Source organism: Achromobacter sp. EG18 (assembly GCF_059759395.1).
In genome coordinates, this window is sequence record NZ_CM186213.1 from 4,410,846 (window position 1) to 4,429,672 (window position 18,827).

At 66.7% G+C, this 18,827-nt stretch carries 18 protein-coding genes; 15 read left to right on the forward strand and 3 right to left on the reverse strand.

The window, feature by feature from the left end; genetic code table 11:
* Positions 1–2: 2 nt before the first annotated feature.
* Positions 3–1,112, forward strand: a complete 1,110-nt coding sequence (dnaN, locus tag AC6CR5_RS20250) for a DNA polymerase III subunit beta (protein ID WP_024067306.1) — start codon at positions 3–5, stop codon at positions 1,110–1,112.
* A gap of 95 nt (positions 1,113–1,207) precedes the next feature.
* Entirely contained in the window at positions 1,208–3,655 is a 2,448-nt protein-coding gene (gyrB, locus tag AC6CR5_RS20255) for a DNA topoisomerase (ATP-hydrolyzing) subunit B (protein ID WP_006389534.1), read from the forward strand.
* Positions 3,656–3,776: 121 nt separating this feature from the next.
* Here the strand turns inward: gyrB and AC6CR5_RS20260 are convergent, their stop codons facing one another.
* Entirely contained in the window at positions 3,777–4,700 is a 924-nt protein-coding gene (locus AC6CR5_RS20260) for a LysR family transcriptional regulator (RefSeq protein WP_047992353.1), read from the reverse strand.
* Between the two features lie 315 nt (positions 4,701–5,015).
* Between AC6CR5_RS20260 and AC6CR5_RS20265 the strand changes: the two genes are divergently transcribed.
* The 6 genes from AC6CR5_RS20265 to AC6CR5_RS20290 all read left to right on the forward strand — a co-directional run bounded on the left by AC6CR5_RS20265 (position 5,016) and on the right by AC6CR5_RS20290 (position 10,933).
* The gene (locus AC6CR5_RS20265) at positions 5,016–5,702 is read left to right on the forward strand and encodes a hydrolase (protein WP_020925768.1); all 687 of its coding nucleotides are present in this window, start codon (positions 5,016–5,018) and stop codon (positions 5,700–5,702) included.
* Between the two features lie 116 nt (positions 5,703–5,818).
* Positions 5,819–7,411 carry an MFS transporter gene (locus AC6CR5_RS20270; protein ID WP_498084868.1) on the forward strand — a complete coding sequence of 531 codons (1,593 nt, stop codon included), beginning with the start codon at positions 5,819–5,821 and terminating at the stop codon, positions 7,409–7,411.
* 41 nt (positions 7,412–7,452) lie between these two features.
* The gene (locus AC6CR5_RS20275; protein WP_498084869.1) at positions 7,453–8,157 is read left to right on the forward strand and encodes a pirin family protein; all 705 of its coding nucleotides are present in this window, start codon (positions 7,453–7,455) and stop codon (positions 8,155–8,157) included.
* A 23-nt stretch (positions 8,158–8,180) separates the two neighbouring features.
* Positions 8,181–8,441: a XapX domain-containing protein gene (locus AC6CR5_RS20280; RefSeq protein ID WP_054498119.1), complete on the forward strand. Its 261-nt coding sequence runs from the start codon at positions 8,181–8,183 to the stop codon at positions 8,439–8,441.
* Positions 8,442–8,570: 129 nt separating this feature from the next.
* A complete protein-coding gene (locus AC6CR5_RS20285; RefSeq protein ID WP_498084870.1) occupies positions 8,571–10,466 on the forward strand; it encodes an amidohydrolase in 1,896 nt (631 codons plus the stop codon).
* An 11-nt stretch (positions 10,467–10,477) separates the two neighbouring features.
* Entirely contained in the window at positions 10,478–10,933 is a 456-nt protein-coding gene (locus tag AC6CR5_RS20290; protein ID WP_006389527.1) for a DoxX family protein, read from the forward strand.
* Positions 10,934–11,008: 75 nt separating this feature from the next.
* On the opposite strand, the gene AC6CR5_RS20295 is transcribed toward AC6CR5_RS20290, so the two are convergent.
* Complete coding sequence (locus AC6CR5_RS20295) at positions 11,009–11,941, reverse strand: LysR substrate-binding domain-containing protein (RefSeq protein ID WP_006389526.1); 933 nt, start codon at positions 11,939–11,941, stop codon at positions 11,009–11,011.
* Between the two features lie 171 nt (positions 11,942–12,112).
* Between AC6CR5_RS20295 and AC6CR5_RS20300 the strand changes: the two genes are divergently transcribed.
* The 6 genes from AC6CR5_RS20300 (at position 12,113) to AC6CR5_RS20325 (ending at position 17,372) form a co-directional block, all read left to right on the forward strand.
* On the forward strand, positions 12,113–13,021 hold the full coding sequence (locus AC6CR5_RS20300; protein WP_006389525.1) for an amino acid ABC transporter substrate-binding protein: 909 nt from the start codon (positions 12,113–12,115) through the stop codon (positions 13,019–13,021).
* 104 nt (positions 13,022–13,125) lie between these two features.
* Complete coding sequence (locus tag AC6CR5_RS20305) at positions 13,126–13,878, forward strand: amino acid ABC transporter permease (protein WP_024067312.1); 753 nt, start codon at positions 13,126–13,128, stop codon at positions 13,876–13,878.
* A gap of 8 nt (positions 13,879–13,886) precedes the next feature.
* Positions 13,887–14,576, forward strand: coding sequence for an amino acid ABC transporter permease (locus AC6CR5_RS20310; protein WP_054442481.1), 690 nt, complete (start codon positions 13,887–13,889; stop codon positions 14,574–14,576).
* 51 nt (positions 14,577–14,627) lie between these two features.
* A complete protein-coding gene (locus AC6CR5_RS20315) occupies positions 14,628–15,362 on the forward strand; it encodes an amino acid ABC transporter ATP-binding protein (RefSeq protein WP_006389522.1) in 735 nt (244 codons plus the stop codon).
* Between the two features lie 5 nt (positions 15,363–15,367).
* Complete coding sequence (locus AC6CR5_RS20320) at positions 15,368–16,426, forward strand: threonine aldolase family protein (protein WP_020925761.1); 1,059 nt, start codon at positions 15,368–15,370, stop codon at positions 16,424–16,426.
* Positions 16,427–16,466: 40 nt separating this feature from the next.
* A complete protein-coding gene (locus tag AC6CR5_RS20325) occupies positions 16,467–17,372 on the forward strand; it encodes an EamA family transporter (protein WP_006389520.1) in 906 nt (301 codons plus the stop codon).
* Positions 17,373–17,468: 96 nt separating this feature from the next.
* Here the strand turns inward: AC6CR5_RS20325 and AC6CR5_RS20330 are convergent, their stop codons facing one another.
* The gene (locus AC6CR5_RS20330; protein ID WP_006389519.1) at positions 17,469–17,753 is read right to left on the reverse strand and encodes an acylphosphatase; all 285 of its coding nucleotides are present in this window, start codon (positions 17,751–17,753) and stop codon (positions 17,469–17,471) included.
* A gap of 161 nt (positions 17,754–17,914) precedes the next feature.
* Between AC6CR5_RS20330 and AC6CR5_RS20335 the strand changes: the two genes are divergently transcribed.
* Complete coding sequence (locus tag AC6CR5_RS20335) at positions 17,915–18,811, forward strand: phytanoyl-CoA dioxygenase family protein (protein ID WP_047992363.1); 897 nt, start codon at positions 17,915–17,917, stop codon at positions 18,809–18,811.
* The last annotated feature ends 16 nt before the right edge of the window (positions 18,812–18,827 follow it).

An 18,827-nucleotide genomic window follows, 5' to 3' on the forward strand; every position in this document is an offset into this window, starting at 1 on the left:
CCATGCAACTCGTACAAACCACACGCGATGCATTGCTGAAACCGCTGTCGACCGTGGCGGGCATCGTCGAAAGACGCCATACCCTGCCCATCCTGGCGAACATCCTGATGCGCAAGGAAGGCAACAAGGTCGCCTTCATTGCGACCGACCTGGAAGTGCAGATCACCACGCACGCCGACTTCGGCGTGGGTCACGACAACGAGTCCACCACCGTCGCGGCGCGCAAGCTGCTGGACATCCTGAAAGCCCTGCCGGACACCGGCGACGTGCGCCTGGCGCTGGCCAGCAACAAGCTGTCGGTGCAGTCGGCCAAGAGCCGCTTCGCGCTGCAGACGCTGGCCGCCAGCGAATTCCCCACCGTGGCCCAGCCCGAGCAGTGGGACGTGTCGCTGACCATGCCGCAACGCACGCTGCGCCACCTGTTCAACATGGTGCACTTCGCCATGGCGCAACAGGACATCCGCTACTACCTGAACGGCATGCTGCTGGTGTTCGAACCGGGCCGCGTGCGCGCGGTCGCCACCGACGGCCACCGCCTGGCGCACTGCTCCACCGAAGCCGACGGCATCAGCGAGCGCCACGAAGTGATCGTGCCGCGCAAGACCGTGCTGGAAATGCAGCGCCTGCTGGAAGACTCCGACGAACCCGTCTCGATCGACGTGGCGCCGGGCCAGATCCGTTTCCGCTTCGGCGACGTCGAGCTGGTGTCCAAGCTGGTCGAAGGCAAGTTCCCCGACTTCACCCGCGTCATCCCGACCAACTACACGCGCCACTTCCTGGTGGGCCGCGAAGCCCTGCAGGGCAGCCTGCAGCGCGCCGCCATCCTGACCACCGACAAGTTCAAGGGCGTGCGCCTGCAACTGGCGCAGAACCAGATGAAGATTTCTTCTTCCAACGCCGAGCAGGAAGAGGCGCAGGAAGAAATCGACATCGACTACGGCCACGAGCCGCTGGACGTGGGCTTCAACGTCGGCTACCTGCTCGACGTGCTGTCCAACGTCAAGGTGGACAACATCCAGTGGTCGGTCATGCCCGATGCCAACGCGTCGGCGCTCATCACCCTGCCCGAAGACGACCAGTTCAAGTACGTCGTCATGCCCATGCGGATCTGAGTCCGCGCAGCTGTGGGTTTGTGCCGCCCGCGGGCCCGATGGCCCGCCGGCGGTCCGGCCGCCAGGCCGTTCTTTAAAGCGTTATCGATACAGACATGTCAGATCAGCAGAACACCACTCCCGAGAACGGCGGCTACGGCGCCGACTCGATCAAGATGCTCAAGGGGCTGGAGGCCGTGCGCAAGCGCCCCGGCATGTACATCGGCGACACATCGGACGGCACCGGTCTGCACCACATGGTGTTCGAAGTCGTCGACAACGCCATTGACGAAGCGCTGGCTGGCTATTGCGACGACATCGTCGTCACCATCCACACCGACAACTCGATCTCGGTCACCGACAACGGCCGCGGCATTCCCACGGATATCCACAAGGACGACGAATTCCACCGCAGCGCGGCGGAAATCGTCATGACCGAACTGCACGCCGGCGGCAAGTTCGACCAGAACTCGTACAAGGTGTCCGGCGGCCTGCACGGCGTGGGCGTGTCGTGCGTGAACGCGCTGTCCGAGTGGCTGCGCCTGACCATCCGCCGCAACGGCGAAGTGCACCAGATGGAATTCCGCCAGGGCGAGCGCGTCGCGCCCCTGGCCGTGACCGGCACGACCGACAAGCGCGGCACCGAAGTGCGCTTCCTGGCCGACCCGATCATCTTCACCAACGTCGAATACCACTACGAGATCCTCTCCAAGCGCCTGCGCGAGCTCTCGTTCCTGAACAACGGCGTCAAGATCCGCCTGATCGACCAGCGCCAGGGCAAGGAAGAGAACTTCGCCTTCTCCGGCGGCGTGAAGGGCTTCGTCGAATACATCAACCGCGCCAAGACGGTGCTGCACCCGAACGTGTTCTCGGTCACCACCGAGTCCACCGCCGGCGGCGTGCCGGTGGGCGTGGAAGTGGCGATGCAGTGGAACGACAGCTACAGCGAAAGCGTGCTGTGCTTCACCAACAACATCCCGCAACGCGACGGCGGCTCGCACCTGACCGGCCTGCGCGCGGCGATGACCCGCATCATCAACAAGTACATCACCGACAACGAACTGGCCAAGAAGGCCAAGGTCGAGACCTCCGGCGACGACATGCGCGAAGGCCTGGCCTGCGTGCTGTCGGTGAAGGTGCCCGAGCCCAAGTTCAGCAGCCAGACCAAGGACAAGCTGGTCTCGAGCGAAGTGCGTCCCGCGGTCGAAGAGGCCGTGGCCCGCACGCTCGAAACCTGGCTGCTGGAGCATCCGAACGACGCCAAGGCGCTGTGCGGCAAGATCGTCGAAGCCGCCCGCGCGCGCGAAGCCGCCCGCAAGGCGCGCGAAATGACGCGCCGCAAGAGCGTGCTGGAAGGCGCCGGCCTGCCCGGCAAGCTGGCCGACTGCCAGGAGAAAGATCCGGCGCTGTGCGAGCTGTACATCGTCGAGGGTGACTCCGCAGGCGGCTCGGCCAAGCAGGGCCGCGACCGCAAGTTCCAGGCCATCCTGCCGCTGCGCGGCAAGGTGCTGAACGTCGAGAAGGCGCGCTTTGACCGCCTGATCGCCAGCGAGCAGATCGCCACGCTGATCACCGCGCTGGGCACCAGCATCGGCCCGGACTTCAACGTCGACAAGCTGCGCTACCACCGCCTCATCATCATGACCGACGCGGACGTCGACGGCGCGCACATCCGCACGCTGCTGCTGACGCTGCTGTACCGCCAGATGCCCGAGCTGGTGCAGCGCGGCTATGTGTACATCGCCCAGCCGCCGCTGTACAAGGTCAAGGTCGGCCGCGAAGAGCGCTACCTGAAGGATGACCAGGAAGAAGCGCAGTTCATGCTGCAGCTGGCCCTGAAGGATGCCGAGATCATCGCGGGCGGCAACATCATCCGCGGCGATGAGCTCAACGAACTGGCGCGCCAGTACGTGGCCGCCGACGGCGTCATCGCGCGCCTGTCGCGCGTGTTCGACGTGGCCGCGCTGTCGGCCATGGCCGAGGGCGTCGAGATCAACCTGGACACGGCCGAGGCCGCCGCCGATTCGGCCAAGCGCCTGGCCGATGCCATGCGCGATCCGATCAGCGGCAACGGCGTGGAAGTGGTGCCCGAGTTCGACGCCGCCACCGAACGCCATCGCCTGTCGATCCAGCGCATGCACCACGGCAACGTGCGCGTCAGCATCATCGATGCCGACTTCATTGGCGGTTCGGATTACGCCATTCTGTCCAAGGCCGCCAAGAGCTTCTCCGGCAAGGTCGGCCCGCAGTCGCTGGTGGCGCGTGGCGAAGGCGACAAGCGCAAGGAACAGACCGTGTCCGACTTCCGCGAAGCCATGCAGTGGCTGCGCAGCGAAGCCGACCGCGGCATCTCCAAGCAGCGCTACAAAGGCCTGGGCGAAATGAACCCGGACCAGCTGTGGGAAACCACCATGGACCCGAAGGTGCGCCGCCTGCTGCGCGTGCAGATCGAGGACGCCATCGCAGCCGACGAGGTCTTCACTACGCTGATGGGCGACGACGTGGAACCGCGCCGCAACTTCATCGAGGCGCACGCGCTGTCGGCGGGGAACATCGACGTTTGATCGGCAGGGTTGCCCGCAAGCCCGACCGGGCTTTGCGGCGTGCATGAAAAAGGGGCTGCCTTGCGCAGCCCCTTTTTTATTTGCCGGCGCCTTTGCATGGGGCGCCAGCCCGGCCCGTTGCCTAGCCCTGCACGTCACTCGCCCAAGGTTCCGCCGTCAACCGTTCCGCCAGGTACTCGATCAGCGCCTGCACCCGCGCCGGCCGCCGGCGGCCCGGCGGCGTGACGATGTGCAGCGCGATCGGGTCGACCTGCCAGTCGTCCATGGCGGTTTCCAGCGCGCCCGATTGCAGGTCTTCCCAGGCCAGGAACTCCGGTTGCAGCGCCAGGCCCAGGCCGGCCTGCAGCGCGGGTGACAGGGCTTCTGCGTTGTTGACGTTCAACTGCACCGGCAGCGACTGCGAGAACTCGCCGTGCTTGTCGTGGCGGAAGCGCCAGCTCGAGCCGTTGCGCGCGTACATGTATTGCAGCGCGGTGTGCTGCGCCAGGTCGCGCGGATGCTTGGGCTTGCCGGCGCGCTTGAAGTAGCTGGGCGCACCCACCAGCAGGATGCGCACCGAGCACAGCCGCCGCGCCAGCAGCGTCGAGTCCACCAGGTTGGAGATACGCAGGGCCAGGTCGAAGCGTTCGGACACCAGGTCCGACTGCTTGTCGTTGAATTCGATCTCCAGGTCCACGTCGGGATGCGCCTGCATGAAGGGCGGCAGCATGGGCGCCAAGTGCGTGACGCCGAAGGACATGGGCGCGGCCAGGCGGATCTTGCCGCGCAGGCTGGTGGATTTTTCCGTGACCTCGGCCTCGACCGCCTCGCCCTCTTCCAGGATGCGCGCGGCGCGTTCCAGCGCCGCATAGCCGGACTCCGTCAACGACATGCTGCGCGAGGTGCGGTGGAACAGCATGGTCTTCATCTTGGTTTCCAGACGCGTGATGGTCTTGGAGACCGTGGCCTGGGACAGGGACAGTTCGGCCGCCGCCTTGGCGAACGAGCCCGTGTCGGCGACCTTGGCGAAGATCGCCCAGCCTTCCAGATCTGGCAGTTTGTTCATGGTGATTCTCGCAAAGAAAGTGGCGTCGATGATAGCGGCTGGCTATGTGACGAACAAGAACGCCCGGGGAAGGCCGGGCCGGAAACACCCGGGTCATGGGGATCATGCAAAAAATGGAAAGGATGCAATTCCCGGTTGCGGATTCTCAGGCGAAGGGCGGATCCCTAATATGCCCATACCGACAGACGACGTGAACGAAACCCCTCAAGCGGCATTCGGACACGACGGCAGCGGGGCAGGCCGGAACGGTTTGCGCAGTGCCCGAATTCACCTAGCCGCATTTCCTTGAACGATTCCTTGAAAGAGAGAGCCACCATGTCCGCCAACAAATACCTCGAAGTCCTGACCCCGCAGAACAGCCAGATCATCTTCATCGACCAGCAGCCGCAGATGGCCTTCGGCGTGCAGTCGATCGATCGCCAGACGCTCAAGAACAACGTGGTGGGCCTGGCCAAGGCCGCGCGCACCTTCAACATCCCGACCACCATCACCACGGTTGAAACCGACGGCTTCTCGGGCAACACCTTTCCCGAACTGCTGGCCGTGTTCCCCGACAACAAGATCCTGGAGCGCACCTCGATGAACTCGTGGGACGACCAGAACGTGCGCGACGCGCTGGCGGCCAACGGCCGCAAGAAGATCGTGGTGGCGGGCCTGTGGACCGAAGTCTGCAACACCACCTTCGCCCTGTGCGCCATGCTGGAAGGCGACTACGAGATCTACATGGTGGCCGACGCCTCGGGCGGCACCTCGGCCGACGCGCACAAGTATGCGATGGACCGCATGATCCAGGCCGGCGTGGTGCCGGTGACCTGGCAGCAGGTGATGCTGGAGTGGCAGCGCGATTGGGCTCGCAAGGAAACCTATGACGCCGTGACCGGCATCGCCAAGGAACACTCGGGCGCCTACGGCATGGGTATCGACTACGCCGTCACTCACGTGCACAAGCTGGCCGAGCGCGTGACGCACGGCGAACGCATCGGCCCCAACCCGGCCAAGTAAGCCGCGTGCCGGGCCGGCGGCGGTAGCGCCCCGGCCGGCCCGGCGTGATTCTCTTTCGAACACGGCAGGCGGCATGATGAACGCCCCTGGCGACCCGAGCGATCCAGGAGCGTTCCATGCCGAACAACAACACCCGTTCTCCGGGCAGCGGCTTCGCGCCGCTGCGCCAACCCGTCTTTGCCGTGCTGTGGGCGGCCACCGTGCTGGGCAACGTCGGCAGCTTCATGCGCGACGTCGCCAGCTCGTGGCTGGTGACCGACCTGTCGGCCAGCCCGGCGGCGGTGGCGCTGATCCAGACGGCGGCGACGCTGCCCATCTTCCTGCTGGCGATTCCCGCCGGCGTGCTGTCGGACATCCTGGACCGCCGGCGTTTCCTGATTTTCGTGCAGTTGCTGCTGGCATCGGTCAGCGGCACGTTGCTGCTGTTGTCGCACTTTGGCGCGTTGACGGTGGACTACCTGATCGCGCTGACGTTCGTCGGCGGCATCGGCGCGGCGCTGATGGGGCCGACCTGGCAATCGATCGTGCCCGAGCTGGTGCCGCGCGAGGACCTCAAGGGCGCGGTGGCGCTCAATTCCCTGGGCATCAATATCGCTCGGGCCATCGGTCCGGCGGCGGGCGGCCTGATCCTGGCCAGCTTCGGCGCGGCGGTGACCTACGGCATGGACGTTTTGAGCTATGTGTTCGTGATCGCGGCCCTGCTGTGGTGGAAGCGGCCGGCCAAGGTCGATAGCGCCCTGTCGGAGAATTTCTTCGGCGCGTTCCGGGCCGGCCTGCGCTACACGCGGGCCAGCAAGGAACTGCATCGCGTGCTGCTGCGCGCCGCCGTGTTCTTCCTGTTCGCCAGCGCGGTCTGGGCCCTGCTGCCGCTGGTGGCGCGGCAGATGCTGGGCGGCTCTTCCGGCTTCTACGGCGTGCTGCTCGGCGCGGTGGGCGCAGGGGCCATTGTTGGCGCCCTGGTCATGCCGAAACTGGGCGCCAAGCTCAATGCGGACGGCCTGGTGTTGCTGGCCTCGGTCGTCAGCGCGGTTGTGATGGGCGTGCTGGTGTTCGCGCCGCCCAAGTGGCTGGCGGTGCTGATGCTGGTGCTGCTGGGCATGGGCTGGATCACCGCGTTGACAACGTTCAACGGCGTGGCCCAGGCGATCCTGCCGAACTGGGTGCGCGGCCGCGGCCTGGCGGTGTACCTGATGGTGTTCAACGGCGCGATGGCGGCCGGCAGCCTGGGCTGGGGCCTGGTGGCGCGGGAGATCGGCGTGCCGTATGCGCTGGTGGTCAGCGCGGTCGGCCTGGTGGCCGTGGCGCTGCTGTTTCACCGGGCGCGGCTGCCGGTGGGCGAGGCCGACCTGCAGGCGTCGAACCACTGGCCCGAGCCGCTGGTGTCCGCGCTGGTGGCCAATGACCGCGGTCCGGTGCTGATCCAGGTCGAGTATCGCGTTCGGCAGGCGGATCGTCCCGCCTTCCTGGAAGCGATGCAGCGCCTGTCGCAGGAGCGGCTGCGCGACGGCGCCTACGCCTGGGGCGTGGTTGAGCATACCGGCGATCCGGAGCGCGTGATGGAGTGGTTCTTCGTGGAGTCGTGGGCCGAGCATTTGCGCCAGCATCATCGCGTCTCGCATGCCGACGCCGACCTGCAGGCCGAGGCGCTGCGCTTTCACATCGGCCCCGACAAGCCCGAAGTGCATCACTTCCTGGCGTTGAAACGCTGACCGCATCGCGCGGCACCATTCACCCGACCTGGAGTCTCGTCATGATCGAGCGCCGTCCCCTTACTACCCTGGGCCATGCCCGCCGTGGCTGGCTCGACGTGAAGCACCATTTCTCCTTTGCCAACTACCAGGATCCCGCGCGCATGCGCTGGGGGGCGCTACGAGCCTGGAACGATGAGACCATCGCGCCGGGCGCGGGCTTTCCGCCGCTGCTGCATACCGATGTGGAAATCATTACCTGCGTGCGCGAAGGCGCGCTGACGCACGAGGATGACCTGGGCAACCGCGGCCGCACGCGCGCCGGCGACGTGCAGGTCATGAGCGCGGGCAAGGGCTTGACGCACGCGGAATTCAATATGGAAGGCGGGCCGGCGCGCGTGTTCCAGATCTGGATCGAGCCGGACCGCCGCGGCGTGCCGCCCAGCTGGGGCCGCAAGTCGTTCGCCCGCGAGGCCTGCAACGGCCGGTTCATCACGCTGGCCAGCGGCATCGAGGGCGACGACGACGCCCTGCCGATCCGCAGCGACGCGCGCGTGCTGGCGGTGGCGCTCAAGGCCGGCGAAGCCGCCACCTACCGCTTTGCGCACGGACGGCGCCGTGGCTACCTGGTGTCTTCCAAGGGACGCCTGACCGTCAACGAGGTCGAGATCGGCAGCGGCGACGGCGCCGCGATCCTGGACGAAATCGACCTGCGCATCACCGCGTTGGATGATGCCGAGCTGCTGTTGGCCGATACCCATGCATGACCCCATCACACACGAGGACGCACATGAAGATCTATCTACTTTCCCTGGGCGCCGGCCTGCTGGTCGGCGTGGTGTACAGCCTGCTGCAGGTGCGTTCGCCCGCGCCGCCGCTGGTGGCGCTGATCGGCCTGCTCGGCATCCTGGTCGGCGAACAGATCGTGCCGGTGGGCAAGCAACTGCTGAACGGCACCGCCTTCGCCGCCGCCTGCGACAAGGAGAAGGCGGTCAGCCACGTGTTCGGCCAGCTGCCCGGCCGCCAGGCGCAGGGCAAAGACCAAAGCTGATTCCTTCCCGTCACCAAAGGAGATAATCGCATGCCGACTCGCCGCGACCTTATCGGTGCTGCCTCCACGCTTGCACTGAGCAGCCTCTTGGGCGGATGCGCCCCTGCCCGTTCCAAAGGAGAACCCCCCATGTCAAACGCCTCAAACGCCACGCCCGACATCATTTTCCACAATGGCCGCATCACGACCCTGGACCGCGCCAAGCCGCTGGCCAGCGCCGTGGCGATCAAAGACGGCCGCTTCGTCGCGGTCGGCACCGACGCCGAGGTCATGGCGCTGGCCGGGCCGGCCACCCGGCGCGTCGATCTCAAGCAGCGCGGCGCCCTGCCCGGCCTGTTCGACAACCACACGCACGTGGTGCGCGGCGGCCTGAACTACAACATGGAGCTGCGCTGGGACGGCGTGCGCTCGCTGGCCGACGCCATGGCGATGCTCAAGCGCCAGGTCGCCATCACGCCGGCGCCGCAATGGGTGCGGGTGGTGGGCGGGTTCACCGAGCACCAGTTCGCCGAGAAACGCCTGCCCACGATCGAAGAAATCAACGCCATCGCGCCCGACACGCCGGTGTTCCTGCTGCACCTGTATGACCGCGCCCTGCTCAACGGCGCCGCGCTGCGCGCGGTGGGCTACACCAAGACCACGCCCAATCCGCCGGGCGGCGAGATCATCCGCGATGCGCAGGGCAACCCCACCGGGCTGCTCCTGGCCAAGCCGAACGCGACCATCCTGTACGCCACGCTGGCCAAGGGCCCCAAGCTGCCGTTCGACTACCAGGTCAATTCCACGCGCCATTTCATGCGCGAGCTGAACCGCCTGGGCGTGACCGGCGTGATCGACGCGGGGGGCGGTTTCCAGAACTACCCCGACGACTATGCCGTGATCCAGAAGCTGGCCGACGAAGGCCAGATGACGGTGCGGCTGGCCTACAACCTGTTCACGCAGAAGCCCAAGCAGGAGAAGGAAGACTTCCTCAAGTGGACCTCGAGCGTGAAGTACAAGCAGGGCACCGACTACTTCCGCCACAACGGCGCCGGCGAAATGCTGGTGTTCTCGGCCGCCGACTTCGAGGACTTCCGCGTCGAACGCCCGGACATGCCGCCGGAGATGGAGGGCGAGCTGGAGGAAGTGGTGCGCGTGCTGGTGCAGAACAAGTGGCCGTGGCGGCTGCATGCCACCTATGACGAGACCATTTCACGCGCGCTGGATGTGTTCGAGAAGGTCAACCAGGACACGCCGCTGACCGGCCTGAACTGGTTCTTCGACCATGCCGAGACGATCTCGGACAAGTCGATCGACCGCATCGCCGCGCTGGGCGGCGGCATCGCCGTGCAGCACCGCATGGCCTACCAGGGCGAGTACTTCATCGAGCGCTACGGCGCGGCCGCGGCCGAGGCCACGCCCCCCATCGCCAAGATGCTGGATCGCGGCGTGAAGGTCTCGGCCGGCACCGACGCCACCCGGGTCGCCTCCTACAACCCGTGGGTGTCACTGTCGTGGATGGTGACCGGCAAGACCGTGGGCGGCACCCGCCTCTATCCGGCGCGCAACTGCCTGGACCGCGAGACCGCGCTGCGCATGTGGACCGAGAACGTGGCCTGGTTCGCCAACGAGGAAGGCAAGCGCGGCCGCATCCAGCCGGGCCAGTTGGCCGATTTCATCGTGCCGAGCAAGGACTATTTACGTTGCAGCGAGGATGAGATCTCGTTCCTGACGTCGGAGCTGACCGTGGTCGGCGGCCGCGTGGTCTACGGCGCGGGCGAATTCGGGCCGCTCGATGACAACCCGCTGCCGCCCGCCATGCCGGACTGGTCGCCCACGCGCCTGTTCGGCGGCTATGCCGCCTGGGGCGATCCCGACGGCGCCGGCCGCAATTCGCTGGGTTACCGCAACATGGCGGCCTGCGCTTGCGCCAGCAGCTGCGGGCTGCATGGGCATGACCACGCCAAGGCCTGGGCCTCGAACGCGCCCAGTTCCGACCTCCAGGGCTTCTTCGGCGCCCTGGGTTGTTCCTGCTGGGCAGTCTGAGGAGGCCGGCCATGAACGCGACCTTCCAATGGGAACAGCGGCTGGCCGGCCTGGCCCGGCCGTTGTTCGGTTCCCCTGCCGTGCGGTTCCTGGCCTATCTGGGCCTGTGCGCCGCCTATCTACAGGGCGGGCTGGTCAAGCTGACCGACTTTCCCGGCGCGCTGGCGGAGATGGCGCATTTTGGGCTGGCGCCGGGGCCGGTGTTCGCGGTGTTGGTGATCGTATTGGAACTGCTGGCATCCGCCATGATCCTGGTGGGGCGGTTGCGCTGGCTGGGGGCGCTGGCGCTGGCCGCCTTCACGCTGGTGGCCACGGGCATTGCGCTGCGCTATTGGGAAATGGCGCCCGGGCAGGAGCGCTTCATGGCCGCCAATGCGTTCTATGAGCATCTGGGGCTGGCCGGAGGATTGCTGCTGGTGGCGTGGCTGGATTTGCGCGAGCCGCGCCCGGACGGCGCGACCGCCTGACGGCGGGCCGCCGCAGGCAAAAAAAAGGCCCCGATTCCGGGGCCTTGTCGTTTCCGGGCGACGGGGCCGCTGCCCTCATCGCCCCGGCCGCGCCTTCAGGTCCGCCATTTCCTCCTGCATCAACTGGTGCGCATAGCGCGAGAACACGCTCACCAGCCGGGTGCGGGTATGGTACGGCGGGTACAGCAGCGCCACCGTGACCGGCACCGCCGGGCTGAAGGGGCGGACCTCGACGCCGTTGGCCTCGTATTCCTCGCGCGCGGCCAGCGGATTGATCAGCGCCACGCCCAGGCCGGCGCCGACCAGCGCACAGACGGATGAACCCAGGCCGGCCTCGGCCACCGTCTGGCGCTCGACCTTGGCGGCCTTGAAGACCGCGTCGATCTTTTCGCGCAGCGGCGTGGCGCTGGGGAAGGCGATGAAGGGTTCGCCGGCGAAATCGGCGGGCTTGAGCTTTTTCAGCTTGGTCAGCCGGTGGCCCTTGGGCAGCACCGCCACGCAGTTCATGGTCAGCACCGGCTCGACCTGGATGCCGGGGCTGTCGCCCGACAGCATGGCCAGGCCGGTGTCGCAGAAGCCCGAGCTGATCCAGTTGTGCACGGCGCTGGCGTTGCCGGAATGGATCGAGACCATGACGTCCGGGTATTCGGTCTTGAAGGCGGCCACGATGCGCGCCAGCAGGCCGCCGGCCAGGCGCGGCATGGCCGCCACGCTCAGGCGGCTGGCGCTGAACGAGCGGATGCTGGCCGCCGCCGATTCCAGGCCGGCCAGGCCGATGAAGGTCTTTTCAACCTCTTGAAAGAAGCGCGACCCATCCTGCGTGGGGGTCAGGCGGCTGCCATTGCGATCGAACAGGGGAAACTGGGTGATTGCTTCCAATTGCGCGATTAAGCGGCTAACGTGCGGCTGCGAGGTATGCACTCGGCGCGCCGCCGCCGTCATGGATCCGGTCATCATGACGGCCCGGAAAGCTTCGATGTGTCGCAAGCCCATTCGTGTAATGGCCATATCAAATCCGTATAGAGGAATACCCGATTGGAACTGGATAAAACCATAACGCTAGTTGATACTTTTTGCCAGCCGCGGGGCTCATCGCGGGACGCGGCGGGCCGCCTGCAATCCGGCACCGCTGTTCGTGAACATAAACACGCGCCGCACGATCGGCGCCAAGGGAATACGATGAAAGCACTTGCCGCGATTTCGGTCGCCGCCGCCCTGTTCGGCAGCGCCGCCGCCCACGCCGAAGGCCCCAGCCGCCTGGACAAGATCCGCGATACCGGCGTGATCACCATCGGCCATCCCGAGACCTCGGTGCCGTTCGCCTACCTGGACGGCAACCAGAAGCCGATCGGCTACACCGTCGAGATCTGCCAGGAAATCGCCCAGCACATCAAGACCGCCCTCAAGCTGCCCAAGCTGGACGTGCGCTACAACCCCACCACGTCGGCCACGCGCATCCCGCTGCTGGCCAACGGCACCATCGACCTGGAGTGCGGCAACACCACCAACAACCTGGAACGCCACAAGCTGGTGTCGTTCGCGCCCACCACGTTCGTGGCGCAGGTGGTGCTGGTGGCGCGCAAGGATGGCGGCGTCGATCCCAACAACCTGGCGTCGTTCCGTGGCAAGACCATCGCCGCGCAGGCTGGCGGCCAGACCTTCAAGCTGATTTCGCGCCTGAACGCCGAGGGCAACCTGGGCATCAGCATGGCACCCACCAAGGATACGGCGGAAACGCTGCTGATGGTGGAATCCGGCCGCGCCGCCGGGTCGGCCAATGACGACGGCATCGCCTATGGCGTGGTGGCCTCGTCCAAGAATCCGGACGTGTTCGTGATCGGCACCAAGGGCCTGGAGCTGGCGCCCTACGGCATCATGCAGCCCAAGGACGACCCGGCCTTCAAGAAGGTGGTGGACGACGCCGTGCTCGACATGATGAAGAGCGGCCGCGTCGCCGCGATCTACGACAAGTACTTCAATTCGCCGATCCCGCCCAAGCAGATCAACCTGAAGTACCCGATGAGCGACGCGCTCAAGCGCGCGCTGGCGCATCCGACCGACTCCGGCGATCCCAAGGCCTACGAGTAAGCCGGCATGCCGCGGCGCTCCATGACGGGGCCGCCGCGGCGCCGCGCGATCCAGGGCGCCGCCCGCCGGCGCCTTTTTCTTTCGTTGTCCACAGGTCCTGAAGCATGAACTACAACTGGAGCTGGAGCATCTTCCTGGAGATGTCGCCCGACGGCGTGCATACCTTCCTGGAGACGATCCTGATCGGCGTGGGCTGGACCCTGGCGCTGGCCCTGACGGCATGGGTGTTTTCGCTGTTGCTGGGGTCGTGCCTGGGCGTGATGCGCACCGCCTCGTCGCGCCTGGCCAATGCCATCGGCGCGACCTATGTCGAGATTTTCCGCAACGTGCCGCTGCTGGTGCAGATGTTCCTCTGGTATTTCGTGCTGCCCGAGCTGTTGCCGCACGCCTGGGGCCTGGCGATGAAGCAGATGCCGCAGCCCTGGGGCCAATTCCTGCCGGCGGTGTTGTGCCTGGGCTTCTATGGCTCGGCGCGCGTGGCCGAGCAGCTGCGCGCGGGCATCCAGTCACTGCCGCGCGGCCAGTTCCAGGCGGGCACGGCGCTGGGGCTGACCGAGACGCAGGTGTACCGCTACATCATCCTGCCCGAGGCCTATCGCATCGTGCTGCCGCCTCTGACTTCGGAGTTCATGGGCACGATCAAGTATTCGTCGGTGGCGCTGACCATCGGCCTGCTGGAGCTGACCGGGCAGACCCGCTCGATGGCGGAGTTCAGCTTCCATATCTTCGAAGCCTTCACGGCCGCGACCGTGATCTACCTGATCCTGAACGGCATCGTGGTGCTGGGCATGCGCCTGCTTGAACGCCATGTGGCGGTCCCCGGCCTGATCGGCGCGGCGGCCAGGAACGGACGCTAGGAATCGACATGGGCAAATTCGATTTCGACGTCATCGGCAGCGCGCTGCCGTACCTGTTCCAGACCGGCATGACCTTCACGCTGACCCTGACGCTGCTGGCGGCGGTGATGGGGCTGGCGCTGGGCACGGTGCTGGCCATGATGCGGCTGTCGCGCTTCAGGATCCTGTCGGTGCCGGCGGGCATCTACGTGAACGTGATGCGTTCGGTGCCGCTGCTGCTGGTGATCTTCTGGTTCTACTTCCTGGTGCCCTATATCGCCGCCTGGATCGTGGGTTCGCCCACGCCGCTGCGGGTGGGGGCCTTCAATTCGGCGGTGGTGACCTTCACGCTGTTCGAGGCCGCGTACTTCTGCGAGATCATGCGCGCCGGCATCCAGTCGATCGCGCGCGGCCAGGTCTCGGCCAGCATGGCGCTGGGCCTGAACCACTGGCAGGGCATGCGCTACGTGATCCTGCCGCAGGCCATCCGCAACATGGTGCCGGCGCTGCTGACGCGGGTCATCATCCTGTTCCAGGACACTTCGCTGGTGTACGTGCTGTCGCTGACCGACTTCCTGGGCGCGGCGTCCAAGATCGGCCAGCGCGACGGCCGGCTGGTGGAACTCTATCTCTTCGTGGCGGTGGTGTATTTCGTGATCTGCTTCACGGCATCCCGTCTGGTCAAACGGCTGGAAAAGCGCGTGCGGGTGCTGCGCTAGGCGCCCAGGTTATCCACAGGTCCAACGATGCAACTCTCTTCGAAACCCCCGATGATCGAGATCAAGCAGGTCAGCAAGTGGTATGGCGACTTCCAGGTGCTGGATGATTGCAGCACCACCGTTGGCCGCGGCGAGGTGGTGGTGGTGTGCGGCCCCTCCGGCTCGGGCAAGTCGACGCTGATCAAGACCGTGAACGCGCTCGAACCCTTCCAGAAGGGCGAGATCGTGGTCAACGGCATCCAGGTGGGCGATCCGCGCACCAACCTGCCCAAGCTGCGTTCGGTGGCCGGCATGGTGTTCCAGCACTTCGAGCTGTTCCCGCACCTGTCGGTGACCGAGAACCTGTGCCTGGGCCAGGTCAAGGTGCTCAAGCGCGGCAAGGACGAGGCCCGCGCCCGCGCGCTGGCACTGCTGGAGCGGGTCGGCCTGTCGGCGCACAAGGACAAGCATCCGGGCGAGCTGTCCGGCGGCCAGCAGCAGCGCGTGGCGATCGCCCGCGCCCTGTCGATGGACCCGGTGGTGATGCTGTTCGACGAGCCGACCTCGGCGCTGGACCCGGAGATGGTCAACGAAGTGCTGGACGTGATGACCGACCTGGCCGGCGAAGGCATGACGATGATGGTGGTGACCCATGAAATGGGATTCGCCCGCCGTGTCGCCGACCGTGTGATCTTCATGGACGGCGGCAAGATCGTCGAAGACTGCCCGAAGGCGGCGTTCTTCGACGATGTCGAGGCGCGCGCGCCGCGCACGCGCCAGTTTCTTTCCAAAATTCTGCAGCACTGATCGTTATGACCCAGCGGATTTCCGTCGACTCTTCCAGCGCACTCGTCGACCTGCGCAGCGACACGGTGACCCACCCCACCGCCGCCATGTACGAGCGCATGCGCACCGCCCCGATCGGTGACGACGGGCTCGACGGCGACCCCAGCGTGCGCGCGCTGGAGGCCCACGTGGCGGCGCGCCTGGGCAAGGAAGCCGGACTGTTCGTGCCCAGCTGCACCATGGCCAACCTGCTGGCCGTGCTGGCGCAGACCCAGCGCAACGAGCAGGTGGTGCTGGAGTCCGCCGCGCACATGTACACGTCCGAGCGCGGCGCCGCCACCTTCACCGGCCTGTTCTACCAGGGCGTGCCGGGCACCGATGGCGCCATGGACCTGAACCGCCTGGAAGACGCGATGCAATCCGGCGGCCACAAGCTCAAGACCGCGCTGGTGGCGATGGAAACCTCGCACAACAACGCTGGTGGCGCGGTGCTGCCGCTGGACCACATGCAGGCGGTCCATGGCATGGCGCAGGCCTGCGGCGTGCCGGTACACCTGGACGGCGCGCGTCTGTTCAACGCCGCCGTCGCGCTGGGCGTGGCGCCGGCCGAGATCACGCGCCACGCCGACACGGTGTCGCTGTGCCTGTCCAAAGGGCTGAGCGCGCCGGTGGGCGCGGTGCTGACCGGCGCGCGGCCGGTGATGGCGCGCGCCCGCATGCTGCGCCGCATGCTTGGCGGCACCCAGCGCCAGGCCGGTATCATGGCCGCGGCCGGGCTGGAAGGCGTGCAGACCATGGGCGACCGCCTGGTCGAGGACCATGCGCGCGCCCGTCGCCTGAGCGACGGCCTGAACCGGCTCGACCCATCCTTGTCGGCGACGGTGCCGCAGACCAACATCGTGCAGGTCGAGACCGCCGATACCGGCATGACCAATGCCCATTGGGTCACGGCGCTGGAAAGCGCGGGGCTGCTGACGCGCCCGTGGGGCCGCACGCGGTTGCGCTGCGTGACGCACCGCCATATCGACGACGAGGATATCGACCGCGCCATCGAGGCCTTCAAAAAGGTGCTGGCAAGCCGCTGAATCGGCGTTTTTCGGGGGCGGGCGATGCGATAATGCAGGGATGTCCGCTACCCACCTCTCCAAGAAAGATTATCTCTGCGCGCTGGCGGTAGTGGTGATCTGGGGCCTGAACTTCGTCGTCATGAAGATCGGCCTCAAAGGCCTCTCGCCCATGATGCTGGGGGCCTTGCGATTCGCCCTGGCGGCGTTCCCCCTCATCCTCTTCGTACGGCCGCCGCGCCTGCCGTGGCGCTGGATCGCGGCCTACGGGCTGGTGCAGGGCCTGGGCCAGTTCGGCCTGCTGTTCACGGCCCTCAAGTTCGGCATGCCGGCGGGCATGGCCTCGCTGGTGATCCAGACCCAGGCGTTCTTCACCTTGTTGCTGGCCGCGCCGATGCTGCGCGAGCGCGCCCGGCCGCATCACTGGGCCGGGCTGGCGGTGGCCGCGCTGGGCCTGGCGGTGATTGCCGCCGGCCGGGGCGAAGGGCCGGGGCAGATGACCATGGTGGGTTTCGTGCTGACGCTGGGCGCCGCGTTCATGTGGGCGGTGTCCAATATCATCGTGCGGCTGGCCAGCCGCAAGGCGCCCGGCTACGATCCATTCGCCTTCATCGCCTGGAGCAGCGCCGCGCCGGTGCTGCCCTTCCTGGCGCTGGCGGTGATGGCCGACGGCTGGGACGCGGTGGCGGCCATGATCCTGGGCATCGGCTGGGGCGAGGCGCTGTCGGTGCTGTACCTGGCGGTGCTGGCGACCTTGCTGGCCTATACGTTGTGGACGCAGCTGCTGACGCGCCATCCGGCCGCCAAGATCGCGCCGTTCTCGCTGCTGGTGCCGGTGGTGGGCCTGTGGGCCGCGTCCGCGGCCTTCGACGAGCATCTGCGGCCGCTGCAATGGGCGGGCGCGGGCTGCGTGCTGGCGGGCCTGGTCATCAACCAGGTCGGCGGGCGCTGGCTGCGCAACCGCTGACGGCGTTGCGCGGGTCCCCTGCCGCGCCGCTCACGCGGCGGCCCTCATTCTTTCTCGCTCCGTCATTTGGATGAGCGGCGCGTCCGTCGCGGCGCGCTACAGCTGTTCGAAATGCGCGTAGCGCTTGTCGGTGTATTCGCGGCGCGTGACCATTTCGGTGACCTCGGCCCCTGGCGGGCCGCGCCGCAACCATTCCAGCATGTGGTCCACCTGGTCGGGCGTGCCCTGCACCAGGGCTTCGACCGTGCCATCCAGCATGTTCTGCACCCAGCCGCGCGCGCCCAGCAGATGCGCGCGCCTGACGGCCGCGTGGCGATAGCCCACGCCTTGCACGGTGCCGCTGACGGTGACATGGACGGTTTCGATATGGGTGTCTTGCATTGAAAATCCTTCGGATGATGCGCCGCGGCGCGCCGGTGCATTAGACGCTTCCGGCTACAGCGGATGATCGATAGGCCCCCCGGGCATCGAAGCGATACGTTAGAGCACATGTCAAAACGTGCCAACGGGAACGCCCGCAAGCAAAGCTTGGAGAAGCCATTATGGAAGAGACCAGTTTGTTGTCGGAAGCAGAAACAGCGCGCTACAGGGAACAGGGCTACCTGGCCCTGCAAGATATGTGCCCACAGGACGAGGTGGGCTATATCCGGCGCACGCTGCTGGAATTGTTCGCGAACAAGACCGGCTACAACGAGGGGGCGCAATACGACTTCATCAGCCGCGACGACCCGTCCAAGCCGGCCAAGTTTCCCAGTCTGCACGATCCGCGCCATTATGCCCCGGGCCTGCTGAAGACCGCCTATCACGAGCGCACGCTGGAGCTGGCGCGCCAGCTGCTGGGCGAGGACGCCGCGCTGTATGGCGAGCACGCGCTGCTCAAGCCGGCGTTGGTCGGACCCGAGACGCCGTGGCACCAGGACGAGGCATTCCGTTCGCCGGACTTCGTCTACAACGAGTTGAGCATCTGGCTGGCGCTGCAACCGGCGACGCTGGAGAACGGCTGCATGCAGTTCATTCCGGGATCGAACAAGGGCGAGGTGCTGGAGCACCGCTCGCCCGGCGGCGACAAGACGCTGCATCCGCTGGAATGCTGCGCTGACTTTCCGCGCGACCAGGCGGTGCCCGAGCCGCTGCAACCCGGCGGCTGCACCGTGCACGATGCGCGCACGCTGCATTTCACCGGCGCAAACACCTCGCCGCAGCCGCGCCTGGCGTACATCCTGATCTACAACACGCCGCCGGTCTACAAGCCGGGGCGGCGCGAATTTCCGTGGCTCGAAGGCCGCTGGACCGACAGCCAGACCCGCAAGAAGGAATGGCATCGCCGCGGCGGCCTGGCGGTGGACGTGATGCGGCGCCTGCCGGGGGCGCGCCTGACCAGCCCGCGCTGGGTGGCGTGGGCCACGATAAGGGCGGTAAGCAAGGTCTGGCCGAGGTAGCGGTCGGCACACAGTG

Bases quoted from the DNA above. Each gene is read 5' to 3' on its own strand.
- dnaN (WP_024067306.1), top strand. From the start codon at position 3: ATGCAACTCGTACAAACCACACGCGATGCATTGCTGAAACCGCTGTCG.
- gyrB (WP_006389534.1), top strand. From the start codon at position 1,208: ATGTCAGATCAGCAGAACACCACTCCCGAGAACGGCGGCTACGGCGCC.
- AC6CR5_RS20260 (WP_047992353.1), bottom strand. From the start codon at position 4,700: ATGAACAAACTGCCAGATCTGGAAGGCTGGGCGATCTTCGCCAAGGTC.
- AC6CR5_RS20265 (WP_020925768.1), top strand. From the start codon at position 5,016: ATGTCCGCCAACAAATACCTCGAAGTCCTGACCCCGCAGAACAGCCAG.
- AC6CR5_RS20270 (WP_498084868.1), top strand. From the start codon at position 5,819: ATGCCGAACAACAACACCCGTTCTCCGGGCAGCGGCTTCGCGCCGCTG.
- AC6CR5_RS20275 (WP_498084869.1), top strand. From the start codon at position 7,453: ATGATCGAGCGCCGTCCCCTTACTACCCTGGGCCATGCCCGCCGTGGC.
- AC6CR5_RS20280 (WP_054498119.1), top strand. From the start codon at position 8,181: ATGAAGATCTATCTACTTTCCCTGGGCGCCGGCCTGCTGGTCGGCGTG.
- AC6CR5_RS20285 (WP_498084870.1), top strand. From the start codon at position 8,571: ATGTCAAACGCCTCAAACGCCACGCCCGACATCATTTTCCACAATGGC.
- AC6CR5_RS20290 (WP_006389527.1), top strand. From the start codon at position 10,478: ATGAACGCGACCTTCCAATGGGAACAGCGGCTGGCCGGCCTGGCCCGG.
- AC6CR5_RS20295 (WP_006389526.1), bottom strand. From the start codon at position 11,941: ATGGCCATTACACGAATGGGCTTGCGACACATCGAAGCTTTCCGGGCC.
- AC6CR5_RS20300 (WP_006389525.1), top strand. From the start codon at position 12,113: ATGAAAGCACTTGCCGCGATTTCGGTCGCCGCCGCCCTGTTCGGCAGC.
- AC6CR5_RS20305 (WP_024067312.1), top strand. From the start codon at position 13,126: ATGAACTACAACTGGAGCTGGAGCATCTTCCTGGAGATGTCGCCCGAC.
- AC6CR5_RS20310 (WP_054442481.1), top strand. From the start codon at position 13,887: ATGGGCAAATTCGATTTCGACGTCATCGGCAGCGCGCTGCCGTACCTG.
- AC6CR5_RS20315 (WP_006389522.1), top strand. From the start codon at position 14,628: ATGATCGAGATCAAGCAGGTCAGCAAGTGGTATGGCGACTTCCAGGTG.
- AC6CR5_RS20320 (WP_020925761.1), top strand. From the start codon at position 15,368: ATGACCCAGCGGATTTCCGTCGACTCTTCCAGCGCACTCGTCGACCTG.
- AC6CR5_RS20325 (WP_006389520.1), top strand. From the start codon at position 16,467: ATGTCCGCTACCCACCTCTCCAAGAAAGATTATCTCTGCGCGCTGGCG.
- AC6CR5_RS20330 (WP_006389519.1), bottom strand. From the start codon at position 17,753: ATGCAAGACACCCATATCGAAACCGTCCATGTCACCGTCAGCGGCACC.
- AC6CR5_RS20335 (WP_047992363.1), top strand. From the start codon at position 17,915: ATGGAAGAGACCAGTTTGTTGTCGGAAGCAGAAACAGCGCGCTACAGG.